The 13,544-nt window shown below is 67.3% G+C and carries 13 protein-coding genes; 10 read left to right on the top strand and 3 right to left on the bottom strand.

Features of this window, described 5'->3' with window-relative positions; all coding sequences use genetic code 11:
- Position 1 precedes the first annotated feature (1 nt).
- Positions 2 to 496, bottom strand: a complete 495-nt coding sequence (locus KEC55_RS30020; protein WP_282508688.1) for a (2Fe-2S)-binding protein — start codon at positions 494 to 496, stop codon at positions 2 to 4.
- A gap of 128 nt (positions 497 to 624) precedes the next feature.
- On the opposite strand from KEC55_RS30020, the gene KEC55_RS30015 reads away from it, so the two are divergent.
- Positions 625 to 1,518 (top strand): LysR substrate-binding domain-containing protein, encoded by an 894-nt coding sequence (locus KEC55_RS30015; protein WP_282508687.1) that lies wholly within the window; start codon positions 625 to 627, stop codon positions 1,516 to 1,518.
- Between the two features lie 9 nt (positions 1,519 to 1,527).
- Here KEC55_RS30015 and KEC55_RS30010 read toward each other — a convergent pair whose 3' ends face one another.
- Positions 1,528 to 2,418, bottom strand: a complete 891-nt coding sequence (locus tag KEC55_RS30010; protein ID WP_282508686.1) for a LysR substrate-binding domain-containing protein — start codon at positions 2,416 to 2,418, stop codon at positions 1,528 to 1,530.
- Positions 2,419 to 2,661: 243 nt separating this feature from the next.
- Between KEC55_RS30010 and KEC55_RS30005 the strand changes: the two genes are divergently transcribed.
- The 8 genes from KEC55_RS30005 to KEC55_RS29970 all read left to right on the top strand — a co-directional run bounded on the left by KEC55_RS30005 (position 2,662) and on the right by KEC55_RS29970 (position 11,345).
- A complete protein-coding gene (locus KEC55_RS30005; RefSeq protein ID WP_006498781.1) occupies positions 2,662 to 3,564 on the top strand; it encodes an amidohydrolase family protein in 903 nt (300 codons plus the stop codon).
- A 34-nt stretch (positions 3,565 to 3,598) separates the two neighbouring features.
- Positions 3,599 to 4,504 carry an amidohydrolase family protein gene (locus tag KEC55_RS30000; protein ID WP_282508685.1) on the top strand — a complete coding sequence of 302 codons (906 nt, stop codon included), beginning with the start codon at positions 3,599 to 3,601 and terminating at the stop codon, positions 4,502 to 4,504.
- Positions 4,505 to 4,585: 81 nt separating this feature from the next.
- A complete protein-coding gene (locus KEC55_RS29995; RefSeq protein ID WP_282508684.1) occupies positions 4,586 to 5,980 on the top strand; it encodes a UbiD family decarboxylase in 1,395 nt (464 codons plus the stop codon).
- Positions 5,977 to 6,579, top strand: coding sequence for a UbiX family flavin prenyltransferase (locus KEC55_RS29990; RefSeq protein WP_282508683.1), 603 nt, complete (start codon positions 5,977 to 5,979; stop codon positions 6,577 to 6,579). Before KEC55_RS29995 ends, KEC55_RS29990 begins: the two co-directional genes overlap by 4 nt.
- On the top strand, positions 6,576 to 7,700 hold the full coding sequence (locus KEC55_RS29985) for a CobW family GTP-binding protein (protein ID WP_282508682.1): 1,125 nt from the start codon (positions 6,576 to 6,578) through the stop codon (positions 7,698 to 7,700). The genes KEC55_RS29990 and KEC55_RS29985 overlap by 4 nt, the downstream gene beginning before the upstream one ends.
- Positions 7,701 to 7,761: 61 nt before the next feature.
- On the top strand, positions 7,762 to 9,135 hold the full coding sequence (locus KEC55_RS29980) for a nucleobase:cation symporter-2 family protein (RefSeq protein WP_282508681.1): 1,374 nt from the start codon (positions 7,762 to 7,764) through the stop codon (positions 9,133 to 9,135).
- Between the two features lie 87 nt (positions 9,136 to 9,222).
- Complete coding sequence (locus tag KEC55_RS29975) at positions 9,223 to 10,605, top strand: amidohydrolase family protein (protein ID WP_282508680.1); 1,383 nt, start codon at positions 9,223 to 9,225, stop codon at positions 10,603 to 10,605.
- Between the two features lie 14 nt (positions 10,606 to 10,619).
- A complete protein-coding gene (locus tag KEC55_RS29970) occupies positions 10,620 to 11,345 on the top strand; it encodes a maleate cis-trans isomerase family protein (protein ID WP_282508679.1) in 726 nt (241 codons plus the stop codon).
- 13 nt (positions 11,346 to 11,358) lie between these two features.
- Here the strand turns inward: KEC55_RS29970 and KEC55_RS29965 are convergent, their stop codons facing one another.
- Positions 11,359 to 12,084 (bottom strand): SMI1/KNR4 family protein, encoded by a 726-nt coding sequence (locus KEC55_RS29965; RefSeq protein ID WP_282508678.1) that lies wholly within the window; start codon positions 12,082 to 12,084, stop codon positions 11,359 to 11,361.
- 199 nt (positions 12,085 to 12,283) lie between these two features.
- Here KEC55_RS29965 and KEC55_RS29960 point away from each other — a divergent pair, with 199 nt between their 5' ends.
- On the top strand, positions 12,284 to 13,525 hold the full coding sequence (locus KEC55_RS29960) for an NAD(P)/FAD-dependent oxidoreductase (protein ID WP_282508677.1): 1,242 nt from the start codon (positions 12,284 to 12,286) through the stop codon (positions 13,523 to 13,525).
- Positions 13,526 to 13,544: the final 19 nt, after the last annotated feature.

The raw sequence follows: 13,544 nt of genomic DNA, 5'->3' as shown, positions 1-13,544 counted from the left end.
GTCACGCCTCCTTCGCGGGTTCGGCGGCGGCCTTCAACGCCGGATCGCCTGAAGCCGCGCGCTTGATCGCGCGATGAATGCGCGCATAGGTGCCGCAGCGGCAGATGTTGCCCGACATCGCCGACACGATCGCTTCGTCGTCCACCGGTTGCCCGCCCTTCAGCAGCGCGGCGGCCTGCATCAGTTGCCCCGGCTGGCAATAGCCGCATTGCGGCACGTCCTCGGCCACCCACGCGAGCTGCAGCGGATGTCGCCCGTCCGGCGACAGTCCTTCGATCGTCGTCACGCGCCGCCCGTTCGCGGCGACGGCCGGGATCAGGCAAGCGCGCACGGCCTGCCCCTCGAGATGCACGGTGCATGCGCCGCACAGGCCCTTGCCACAGCCGAACTTGGTGCCGGTGAGCTTGAGCCGGTCGCGCAGCACCCACAGCAACGGCATATCCTCCGGTACATTCTCGAGCGAATGGCGTGTATCGTTCACGACGATGTCGATCATGTGCGGTCTCCTGATTCGCATTCATGGGGCGGCCCGCGTCCAATGCGCGGTTTCGGAGCATTATCGAAACGCGATGCACGGGTGCGCCAGCGATCATTTCGTCGAATCCCTGTCAGTCGGACTAACAGATGCTCAAGCGATACCCTTCGATCCAGTCGATGCAGGCGTTTCTGCAGGCCGCGCGGGTCGGCAGCTTTTCCAGTGCGGCGCGCCAGCTGGCGCTCACGCACAGCGCGATCAGCCAGCAGATCCGCTCGCTCGAGGAATTCATCGGCCAGCCGCTGTTTGCCCGCGCCGGCGGCCGCGTGATCCTCACCGATGCGGGCACACTGTTCGCGAACCAGTTGTCGGACGGGCTCGAACAGATCGATCGCGCGCTGTCGTCGGTGAAGGGCCGCACGACCGGGCCGTCGATCCGGCTCGACGTCGATCCGGAACTGATGCAGGGCTGGCTGCCCGCGCGGCTGCCCGAACTGATGCGCACGCTCGACGGCGCGACACTGACGGTGCTGTCCGCGCCGCGTCTCGACCGCGATGCATTCGATCGCGTCGACGTTGCGCTGCGTTATGGCTACGGGGAATGGGAAGGTGTGGACAGCGCGCTGGTCTGCCCCGACCGGCTGACCGCAATGGCCGCGCCCGCCTTGCTCGAACGCTACGGGCTCGCCGCACCGCTCACGCCCGAACAGGTGCTGGCACTGCCACTGCTCGGATATACCAAGCGCTCGTGGATTCCGTGGCTCGAAGCAGCCGGGCTCGAACCGGTCGAACCCGAGACGATCGCGGTGTTCGACAACGCGGCGGGGCTCGTCGCGACGCTCGCGTCAGGGCTCGGCGCAGGGCTGGTGCGTGGGCTGCTCGCCGCCGACGCGCGCCGCGACGGCCGGCTCGTCGAACTCTGCACGATTGCAATTCCGACGCACTACAACCTCCATGCGATCTGGCCGCGCGAACGGCATGCACGCGTGAAGCCGCTGATCGACGCGATCGGCGCGCTGGTCGCGCAATCGCTCGCGCCCTGACCGGCGCGGCTACGCCGTGAATTCCGCCGCGACCTCGCGCACGGTCTCAAGAAACGCGCCGAGCACGGCCGACGTATCGTCCGCGCGGTAACGCGCCTGCAGCGACACTTCCAGCGCCGGCGGCAACAGCGGCACGAACGCGACACCGCCCGTCGAAATCTGCCGTGACGACGCCGGCAGCAGCGCGACGCCCAGCCCTTCACGCACCAGCGACAGCAGCGTATGCACTTCGACGACCTCGTGCGCGATCTGCGGCGTGAAACGCGCGTCGACGCAACTCTGCTGCAGGAAGCGCGCCAGTTGCGAATGCCGCAAGCCGAATGACACGAACTGGTCGCCAGCCAGCTCGCCGAGCGCGATCGCATCGCGCGATGCAAGCGGATGGCCGGGCGGCAGCACGGCCACGGCCGTTTCGCGTACAACGATCTCGCTGCGGATCGACGGATCGTCCTGGAACAGCCGGAAGAAGCACACGTCGAGCCGCTTCTCCTTCAGCGCGTCGATCTGCGCGGCCGGCGTCATCTCGTGCAGCGACCAGTGCACGTGCGGATGCCGTTCGGCGAACACGCGCAACGCGTGCGGGATCGGCGCGACCATCGCCGAGCTGATGATGCCGACCGCCAGCCGCCCCACTTCGCCGCGCCCCGCGCAACGCGTGAGATCGATCGCGCGATCGAACTGCGCGACGATCAGCGGCACCTGCTCCTTCAGTGTTTTCCCTGCCTCGGTCAGCTCGACGCGATGCTGCGAGCGCACGAACAACGCGGTGCCGAGCTGCTCCTCGAGCAGCCGGATCTGCTGGCTCAGCGGCGGCTGCGAGATATGGAGCCGCGCGGCCGCGCGCCCGAAATGCAGTTCGTCGGCCAGTACCGCGAAGTAACGCAACACACGCATGTCCATATCGCAAACGTATCAAGAACGTCAGTAAAAAATATTGTACAGAGCGCATTCGGCTTGTGACACTCGGTCCCAAGCAGCAGTGCACGTCGCAGTGTGTCACTCGATGCCGGCGAGGGGAAGGCGCGAAAAAAAATGCGCCTTGCAAAGGGCCGCATGAATCCGACCGACCGGGTCGCTTCATCGACGTGCCTGCCCGCGATCCGGCAACCGGCTTTTCCGGTTCCTCTCAAGGAGATCGAGTAGATGATCATCGACACCAGCTGTTACCCGACGAATCTCGTCGACCTCGCGTGGCGTCACGACGGCCCGCCGTTCACCGGCGAGCGCCTGATCGAGACGATGAACGGCCCGTTCCTCATCAACGGCAAGCCGCGCCGCGTCGACAAGGCGTTCATCCAGCCGCCGCAAGGCAACACCATCTATACCTATACCGACGGCGAAAAGTCGGGCACCGAATCGATCGACGCCTACATGGCGTACACGGTCGAGATGGTGCGCAGGCACCCCGACCGCTTCATCGGCTGCTTCGTCTACAACCCGCGCTGCGGCGTGGAGAACGGCGTCAATGCGATCGATCACTACGTGCGCAAGCTCGGCTTCAAGATGGTGCAGTTCCAGGCCAACATGCACGCGTACCGCCCCGATCGCGCGCTCGACTGGCTGCGCCCCGCGCTGAAGAAATGCGCGGAACTCGGCGTGCTCGTGAAGCTGCACACGGGCGACGGCCCGTACAGCATCCCGACCGAGTGGGTGCCGATGATCAAGGAATTCCCGACCGTCAATTTCATCATGGCGCACTTCGGTGTGCAGACGGGCGGCGTCTACTGCTTCGAGCCGTTCCAGCTTGCGATGGATCTGCCGAACGTGTACTGCGAATCGGGCTGGTGCCTGCAGTCGCGCATCGTCGAGTTCGCGAAGGTGCTGCCGAAGCACAAGATCCTGTTCGGCTCCGACACGCCGCCGAACGAACCGGGCATGTGGTTGCGCCTGCTCGAAGTGCTCTGCTTCGATCCGCCGCAAGGGATGAATCTCGACGAGGACACGCTCGAGGATTACCTCGGCAACAACACGGCCCGGATGATCGGTCTCGAACCGACGCCCGCGCCGCGCACCGTCGACGAAGCGAAAGCGTTGCTCGCCGCGTGACGCGCGCCCCTCTCTCCCGATTCCGGAGCATTGCATGATCATCGATACGCACCTGCACCCGACCAACCTCGTCGACGAGGCGTGGCGCCACACCGGCGAACCGTTTACCGGCGAACGCCTGCTGAAGATGATGGACGGCCCGTACATCATCAACGGCAAGCCGCGCCGCATCGACATGGGCTTCATCCAGCCGCCGCCCGGCAACACCGGCTATCGCGACGGCAACCGCCGCGGCCGCGACGGCATCCGCGACTACATGGCGTACATCGCCGAACTCACGCAGAAGTACCCCGACCGCTTCATCGGCAACTTCACGTACAACCCGCGCTGGGGCCCGGAAAACGGCGCGGCGGAGCTCGAATTCCACATCAAGGAGTACGGCTTCAAGATGGTGAAGCTGCACGCGAACATGCACGGCTATCGGCCCGATCGTGCGCTCGACTGGCTGCGCCCGGCGATGAAGGTTTGCGCGAAGTACAACATCGTCGTGCTGATTCACACCGGCGACGGGCCGTACACGATCCCGACGCAGTTCTACCCGATCATCCGCGAGTTTCCGATGGTGAACTTCATCATCGGCCACTTCGGCATCCAGACGGGCGGCAACTACTCGTTCGAAGCGTTCTGGATGGCGATGGACACGCCGAACGTGTACTGCGAATCGGGCTGGTGCTACCAGTCGCGGATCGTCGAATTCGCACGCGAGCTGCCGCGCAACAAGATCGTGTTCGGCACCGATTCGCCGCCGAACGAGCCCGGAATGTGGCTGCGCGAGCTGGAGATGCTGTGCGGGCCCGCGCCGCAGGGGATGGATCTCGACGAAGACGGCCTCGAGGATTACATGGGCAACAACATCGCCCGCCTCGTCGGCATCGAGCCGACCAAACCGCCGAAAGATCTCGACGAAGCGCACAAGCGACTGACGGCGACCTACGTGTAACGCGCCGCTTGCCGGATCGCGTGCCGCCGCAGTGATGCGCGCGATCCGGCCTTTCCTCTTCCGCATCCGACGGAGTGCATCATGGCGTCCAGCCTTTTCGCCGAGCAGCAGGATTTCCACCACTTCGCGAACGCGTATCGCGATCGCTTTCCGGACGATGTGCTGACGATCGCGCAGCCGCTGTCCGCCGACCAGGACGTCACGGCCGTCGTCGCGTCGCTCGCCGCGCGCGGCCGGCACGACATGCTCGTCTGCGAGCGCGTCGACGGACTTTCGACGCCGCTCGTCACCAACGTATTTGCTTCCCGCACGCGCATCGGCCGACTGTTCGGCGTCGACGCGAACGGGCTGTTCGACGCATGGCAGCAGCGCGCGAACGCGCCGGTCGCGCCGGTCGTCGTGCCGCATGGCCCCGTGCTCGATCAGGTGACCGAAGGCGACGCGGTGGATCTCGCGCAACTGCCGATGATCCGCCACTTCGAGACCGATCGCGGGCCGTACGTGACCAACGCGGTGATCGTCGCCGAAGATCCGGTGACGGGCGTCGCGAACCTCAGTTACCACCGCTCGATGCCGCATGCTCGCAATGCGCTGGCGACGAGCCTGCATTCGCGCGGCCATCTGTGGCGAATGCTGCAGACCGCGAAGACGCGCGGCGACACGCTGAAAGTCGCGATGGTGATTGGCGCGCATCCGCTGTTCATGCTCGCGGCCGCCGCGCGCGTGCCGTTCGGTGCGGACGAGCGTGCGATCGCCGGCGGGTTGTTCGGCGCGCCGCTGCAGCTCGTGCGCACACCGCGTCACGGCATCGGCGTGCCCGCCGCCGCCGAGTTCGTGCTCGAAGGCACGATCGATCCCGACGCCCATGCCGAAGAAGGCCCGTTCGGCGAATTCACCGGCTACTCGTCGGACCGCTCGACCAACAACGTGCTGCGCATCGACGCGATGATGCGGCGCAACGATGCGTGGCTCGTCGACGTGGTCGGCGGCCCGTACGCGGAGCACCTGACGCTCGCTCGGCTGCCGCGCGAAGCCGAGATGAGCGAGAAGCTGAAGGCGCGCTTTCCTTCGGTCACCGCCATTCACTACCCGAACTCCGGCACGCACTTTCACTGCTATGTCGCGCTGAAACAGTCGCGCGACGGCGAGGCGCGCCAGATCATGCTCGCGCTGCTCGGCTGGGATCCGTACCTGAAGAACGTCGTCGCGGTCGACGCCGACGTCGACATCACCGACGACGCGCAGGTGCTGTGGGCGATCGCGACGCACTTCCAGCCGCACCGCGACCTGTTCGTCGTCGACGGCCTGCCCGGCAGCCCGCTCGATCCGTCGTCGTCGGCCGACGGCACGACGTCGCGGATGGGCATCGATGCGACGCGCGGCTCGCGCTTCGACGGCGTGCGCGCGCGGGTGGGCGACGCCGCGATGCAGCGTGCGGCGCACGTCATCGCGCAACTCGGCGGAGCTTCGCGATGAGCACGCGGCGGCTCGTGGTCGGCATCAGCGGCGCATCCGGCTTCGTGTACGGGATCCGGCTGCTCGCGCTGCTGCGCGAGCTCGACATCGAGACGCACGTGGTCGTGTCGCGTGCCGCCGCGCTGACGATGGCGCACGAGACCGATTTCAAGCTATCGGACATCGCCGCACGCGCAAGCGTGCTGTACCGGAGCGACGACATCGCCGCGTCGATCTCGAGCGGCTCGTTCCGCACGCTCGGGATGATCGTCGCGCCGTGCTCGATGAAGACGCTTGCCGAGATCGCCAGCGGCCTGTCATCCGGCCTGATCTCGCGCGCGGCCGACGTCGTGCTGAAGGAGCGCCGCCGGCTCGTGCTGCTCGCCCGCGAGACGCCGTACACGCTCACACACCTTCGCAACATGGCCACCGTCACGGAGATGGGCGCGATCGTCGCGCCGCCCGTGCCGGCGTTCTATGCGCGCCCCGCCTCGCTCGACCAGATGATCGACCACACGCTCGGCCGCGTGCTCGACCTGTTCGACCTCGATTCACGCACCGTCCATCGCTGGAAAGAAAGCGAATCTCAGCCCAACCGACTCAACGGAGACGCATCATGACCCACATCCACACCACCCACAGCGACGTCGAGAAGATTCCGGTTACCGTGCTCACGGGCTTTCTCGGCGCGGGCAAGACCACGCTGCTGAACTACATCCTGCGCGAGAAGCACGGCCGCAAGATCGCGGTGATCGAGAACGAGTTCGGCGAGATCGGCATCGACGGCGGGCTCGTGCTCGAATCGACCGAGGAGATCTACGAGATGACGAACGGCTGCGTGTGCTGCGTCGGCGCGGTGCGCGAGGATCTCGTGCGGATCGTGCGAATGCTGGTCGCGCGCCCCGACCGGCTCGATCACATCATCGTCGAGACGAGCGGGCTCGCCGATCCTTATCCGGTCGCGCAGACCTTCTTCCTCGACGATCCGATCGCGAAGGAAGTCGCACTCGACGCGGTCGTCACGATGGTCGATGCGAAACATATTCGCGCGCACCTCGACGATCTCGTGCTCGACGGCCGCGACAACCAGGCCGTCGACCAGATCGTCTGCGCGGACCGGATCGTGATCAACAAGGTCGATCTCGTCGACACGCCGGACGTCGATGCGCTGACCGCTCGGCTGCGCGAGCTGAACACGACGGCCGAGATCGTCACGTCGAGCTATGCGCAGGTCGATCTCGACCGCATCCTCGGGATCGGCGCGAACGAATTCGCGCAGATCCTCGTCGAGAGCGACGGGCTGCACGCCGATGCGCCGCATGCGGACGCGCACGCGCACGGCCACGACGAACACGAAGACCACGACGACCATGCGCACGACAGTCACGCCGCGCACGCACACGACGAGGACCACGACCATCACGAGCACGACGAAAGCGTGTCGTCGGTCGGCATCGAAGTCGACTCGGACGTCGATCTCGACGCGCTCGAAGCATGGCTCGGCGAGCTGCGCCGTGCCGACACCGCGAACCTGTTCCGGATGAAGGGCATTCTCGCCGTGCAGGGCCGCGCGCAGCGCTACGTGCTGCAGGGCGTGCACGGCGTGATCGAACTGCGCGCCGCGCTGGCGTGGGGGTGCGAACCGCGCTCGTCGCGCATCGTTTTCATCGGCCGCGATCTCGATCGCGCCGCGCTGACCGACCGTTTCCATGCCTGCCTCGCCGCGCCGGTCGCGGCCTGACGGGCACGCCAGGCGGGCGCGCCACGCGCCCGCCAGATAACGAACCTCAGGAGACACGCCCATGAACTCTGCTTCACATCCCGTCGATCGGGTCCTGCCGCGCCGCCAGATGCTGACGCTCGGCCTGCAGCACATGCTCGTCGCCTATATCGGCGCGATCGCGGTGCCGCTGATCGTCGCATCGGCGCTGAAGATGTCGCCCGCCGACACGACCGTGCTGATCAGCACCGCGCTGTTCTGTTCCGGCATCTCGACGATCCTGCAGACAGTTGGCATCTGGAAGCTCGGCGTGCGCCTGCCGATCCTGCAGGGCGTCGCGTTCAGCAGCGTCGGGCCGGTGATCGCGATCGGGCTGACGCCGGGCGTGGGGTTCGCCGGCGTGTGCGGCGCGGTGATCGGCGCGGGCATCATCACGACCTTCGCCGCGCCCTTGATCGGCCGGCTGCGCCGCCTGTTCCCGCCGGTCGTGACGGGCTGCATCGTCACCGTGATCGGGCTGCAGCTGTTTCCGGTCGCGTACCAGTGGGCCGGCGGCGGCGACGCGGCGAAGCTGCAGTTCGGCGAACTGTCGTTCCTCGCGGTCGCGCTCGTTGTCGCGGTCGTGATCCTCGCGGTCAACCGTTTCGCGAACGCGTTCCTGCGCAACCTGTCGGTGCTGATCGGGCTCGTCGCCGGCAGCCTGCTCGCGATCGCGCTCGGGATGGGCAACTTCACGAACGTGGCGGCCGCACCGTGGTTCACCGTGCCCTACCCGTTCCACTTCGGCACGCCGGTGTTCGCGATCGTGCCGGTGCTGACGATGGTCGTCGTGATGATCGTGCAGATGGTCGAATCGATGGGCCTGTTCGTCGCGATCGGCGACATCGTCGAGAAGCAGGTCAGCGAGGAAGATGTCGTGCGCGGGCTCCGTGCGAACGGCATCGCGAGCGCGATCGCCGGCACGTTCGCCGCGTTCCCGTTCATCGCGTTCATGGAGAACGTCGGGCTCGTGATCCTGACCGGCGTGCGCAGCCGCTGGATCGTCGCGGTCAGCGGCGCGCTGATGTGCATCGTCGCACTCGTGCCGAAGATCGGCGCGATCGTCGCGTCGACGCCGTCGGCCGCGCTCGGCGGCGCGGGCATTGCGATGTTCGGCGTGGTCGTTGCAGCCGGCGTGCAAACGCTCGCGAAAGTCGATTTCGAGAACAACCGCTACAACGTGCTGATCGTCGGCTTCACGATCGCCACCGCGCTGATTCCGGTGATGGCGCCGAAGGTGTTCGCGCACATGCCCGACTGGACGCAGCCGTTCCTGCATAGCGGCGTCGTGCTCGCGTGCCTCGTGTCGGTCCTGCTCAATGCGCTGCTCAACGGCGTGCCGGCGGCGGAACCCGTCGAATCGCACGTCCATGCCGACGCCGCGCACGGCAGCGGGATGGCGCGCGAGTACGACTGACCGGCTTCCTGCCGCGCGCGGCATCGAGCCTGCGTGCGGCGCCTGACGAACAACGACCCGACTATCCGAATCCGAGGAGACCCGACCATGAGCGTTCCTACTTCTTCGCTGCTGATCTGCAACCCGATCGCGGTCATGAGCGGCCGCGCCGGCGATGCCGCGCGGCTCGGCCAGGCCGACCTGCGCATCCGCGACGGCCGGATCGAGACGATCGCGCCCGGTCTCGCGCCGCTGCCCGGTGAACGCGTGATCGATGCGAGCAACTGCGTCGTCTATCCCGGCTGGGTCAACACGCACCATCACCTGTTCCAGAATCTGCTGAAAGGCGTGCCGGCCGGCATCAACGCCGACCTGCAGGAATGGCTCGCGGCCGTGCCGTACCCGCGCATCGCGCGCTTCACGCCGGAACTCGCGCGCATCGCGGCACGGCTCGGCTTCGCGGAACTGCTGCTGTCCGGCGTGACGACCTGCGCGGACCATCACTACCTGTATCACGCAGGCGGCACGACCGAAACCGGCGACCTGCTGTTCGACGAAGCGGCCAGCTTCGGCATGCGCTTCGTGCTGTGCCGCGGCGGCGCATTGCAGGCGGCCGGCGATCATCCGGGCTTCGCCGGTACCGCGCTGCAGCCTGAAACGCTCGACCAGATGCTCGCGGATATCGAGCGGCTGAAGGCGCGCTATCACGACGCTGGCCCGGCATCGATGCGCCGCGTGGTCGTCGCACCGACGACACCGACCTTCTCGCTGCCGCCCGGCCTGCTGCCCGAAGTTGCGCGTGCGGCGCGCGGCATGGGCCTGCGGCTGCACTCGCATTTGTCGGAAACGACGCGTTATGTCGATTTCTGCCGCGAGCGATTCGGCAAGCTGCCCGTCGAATTCGTTGCCGAGCACGAATGGCTCGGCAACGACGTGTGGTTCGCGCACCTGGTCCATCTCGAAGCGAGCGAGATCGCGATGCTCGCGGAAACGGGCACCGGCTGCTCGCACTGCCCCGTCAGCAACGCACGGCTCGGCAGCGGCATCGCGCCCGCACCGCGCATGGCCGCGGCCGGCGTGCCGGTGTCGCTCGGCGTCGACGGCGTCGCATCGAACGAATCGGGCAGCATGACGCACGAAGCGAATTTCGCGTGGCTCGTCCATCGCGCCGCGCACGGTGCGTCGGCCACCACGGTCGAGGACGTGCTGCACTGGGGGACGCAAGGCGGTGCAAACGTGCTCGGGCTCGATGCGGTCGGCACACTCGGTGCCGGACAGGCCGCCGATCTCGTGCTGTACGACGTAAGCGGCCCGCGCTTCAACGGCTTCCACGACTACGCAATCGCACCCGTCACGGCCGGCGAACCGGCGCCGGTGAAGTACAACATCGTGAATGGCCGCGTCGTCGTGGATAACGGAGAGATTCCCGGCCTCGACCTGGCTGCACTGCGCCGCGCCGCAGTCGATGCCGTGCGGCAGTTGCTCGACTGAACGGAGATCATGCGATGAATCCACGCATCCGCATCGGCATTCTCACGCCGTCATCGAACACCGCACTTGAACCGCTCACGACCGCGATCGTCGCCGATCTTCCGAACGTCAGCGTCCATTTCGCGCGCTTCACCGTGACCGAGATCGCGTTGAGCGCGACCGCGCTCGACCAGTTCGACGCGGAACACATCCTCGTCGCGGCGCGGCAGCTTGCCGATGCCCGTGTCGACGTGATCGGCTGGAGCGGCACGTCGGCCGGCTGGCTCGGTTTCGAACGCGACGCCGCGCTGTGCCGGAGCATCGCGAAGGCGACCGGCATCCCGGCGACGACATCGGTGCTCGCGCTGAATGAGCTGCTCGAACGCACCGGCGTGCGGCGGCTCGGCCTCGTCACGCCGTATCTCGACGACGTGCAGCAGCGGATCGTGCGCCAGTACGCGCAGCTCGGCATCGATTGCGTGGCCGAGCAGCATCTCGGGCTGCGCGACAACTACAGCTTTGCCGAAGTGCCCGATACGCAGTTGGCGGCATTGATGCGCAAGACGGCGCAGGCGCGACCGGATGCGGTCGTGACGTTCTGCACGAACCTGCATGCCGCGCATCTGGCCGCGCCGTTCGAGCAGGCGACGGGGATCGCGGCTTACGACACCGTGTCGACGGTGGTGTGGAAGGCGTTGAGGATGGCCGGTGTCGATACGCGCGTGCTGGCGCGGTGGGGGAAGCTGTTCGCGATGAGTTGATGCACACGCGCGTTCAGCGCTCGTCGGCGTCCTCGACGAAGATGTCGAACCACGCATTCATCGCCGCCCAGAAATCCACGGGTTCAAGCCGTGCCGGCTGCTCGTGCCACCAGATCCGCCCCGCCCGGCTGCCATCGCCGGCGCTGTCGCGCAGGTCGACGCACAGATAATCGCCGCCGCCGTTGTGAAGCACGGTGCGCACGAGATCGGGGTTCACGCCGAGCTTGCGCGTCTCGGCCGGCGTCAGGTCGAGCTTGTCCGTCAGCGTGGTCTGATCGCCGAGCGGCAGCGGGCCCATCGAACGGGCCGGAAAGAATGTCCAGCCGTCGTGCACGGCCTGATGGAAGCGCTGCAAGTCACCGGGCAGCGCGCGCCAAACCGGTTCGTCGAGCGGCGCCCGCTCGCGCAACGGCGCGCGGCCGATGAAGAAATTCAGATCGTCCTGCTCCACCGTGTACGGATACAACAGCATGACCTCGCCGCCGTCGTTGCGGAACACGGCCGGCCGCGCGAGCTTGTCGCGAAAGAACCGCGCAATGGCGGGCAAGCGATCGATGACGCCGGCCCACATCTGCATAAGCCTGTCGGCAAGCATATCGTCCGGAACGGCGAGCAATTCGCGCCAGCCGGCCGGCACCTCAATATCGGCCGGAATCTCGTCCGCCGCGAGCCACACGCAGCCGATCGACCTGAATCGTCTCAACTCCGCCGCATAAACCTGTGCGGACAACTCGATCATCGCGCGTCACCCCCGAATGCCGGAACTCGCGCATTCTACTGCCCGCCTCGTCACGGCCGTCCGGAATCGTCGCGTACGGGCCACCTGCAACAAAGCGGCCGCACGCGCCCTCTTGGTCCCCCGCGCCGCCGCGAGTATGCTTGCAGTTCGAACGATCTCCAACCAGGGCGCGCACACCGCCAACCGTCAATCACCATCGATGGATTTCGACGTCATCGTTCTCGGCGCCGGCATCGTCGGCGTCTCGGCCGCGCTGCATCTGCAGGATCGCGGGCGCAAGGTCGCCCTCGTCGATCGCGGCGCACCCGGCGAAGGCACGAGCTTCGGCAACGCAGGGCTGATCGAGCGCTCGTCGGTCGAGCCGTATCCGTTCCCTCGCAGCCCGTTCACGCTGATGCGCTATGCGCTGAACCGCTCGACCGATCTCTACTGGCACAGCGCGTCGCTGCCCGCGTTCGCGCCGTGGCTCGCGCGGTTCTGGTGGGAATCGGCGCCGCTGCGCCATGCGGCCGCGTCGCGCGACATGCTGCCGCTGATCGAGCGCTGCATCGTCGAGCACGACGCGCTGATCGCGCGGGCCGGCGCCGGCGAGCTGATCCGTGCGAACGGCTGGCTCGAAGCGTTCCGCACGCCCGCCGCATTCGAACGCGGCGTGGCCGAGGCCGGCCTTACCGCGCGCCGCCACGGGCTCGGCATCACGCCGCTCGACGCGGCCGCACTGCTCGCGCACGAACCAAGCCTCGCGCCGGGCTTTTGCGGCGCGCTGCACTGGCTCGACCCGAAAAGCGTCGTCGATCCGTCCGCGCTCGTCAAAGCGTATGCGCAGTTGTTCGTGCAAGGCGGTGGCACGCTCCTGACAGGCGACGCCGCGAGCCTCGACGCGCTATCTCCCGGCTGGCAGGTTCACACGCAGGACGGCCCGGCCGCCGCACCGGCCGTCGTCGTCGCGCTCGGCCCGTGGTCCGACACCGTCTTCGGCAAGTTCGGCTACAAGATCCCGCTGCGCGAGAAACGCGGCTATCACATGCACTACGCGCCGTCCGCGCGCGGCGTGCCGTCGGCGCCGATCGTCGATCGGGAATACGGTTACGTGATCGCACCGATGCGGCGCGGGCTGCGGCTGACGACGGGTGTCGAGATCGCGCGGCGCCGCGTGCCGCCAACCGGCGTACAGCTCGAACGCGCGGAACGCGTCGCGCGGCCCGTGTTCGGGTTCGGCGAACGGCTCGACCCGCAGCCGTGGCTCGGCTTCCGGCCGTGCACGCCGGACATGCGACCGGTGATCGGCCCCGCGCCCGCCCATCGCGGGCTGTGGTTCGCGTTCGGGCACAACCACCACGGACTCACGCTCGGCCCCGTGACCGGCCGGCTGCTGGCCGAGATGATGACGGGCGAAGCGCCGTTCACCGATCCGGCGCCGTATCGCGCGGACCGGTTCTGAGCGGATAGCGCGTCAACGC

Origin of the sequence: Burkholderia cepacia, from assembly GCF_029962485.1 — a bacterium.
Taxonomy (GTDB): Bacteria; Pseudomonadota; Gammaproteobacteria; order Burkholderiales; family Burkholderiaceae; genus Burkholderia.
Note: the sequence above shows the minus strand (reverse complement) of the source record. Positions and strands in the feature narration are given on the sequence as shown.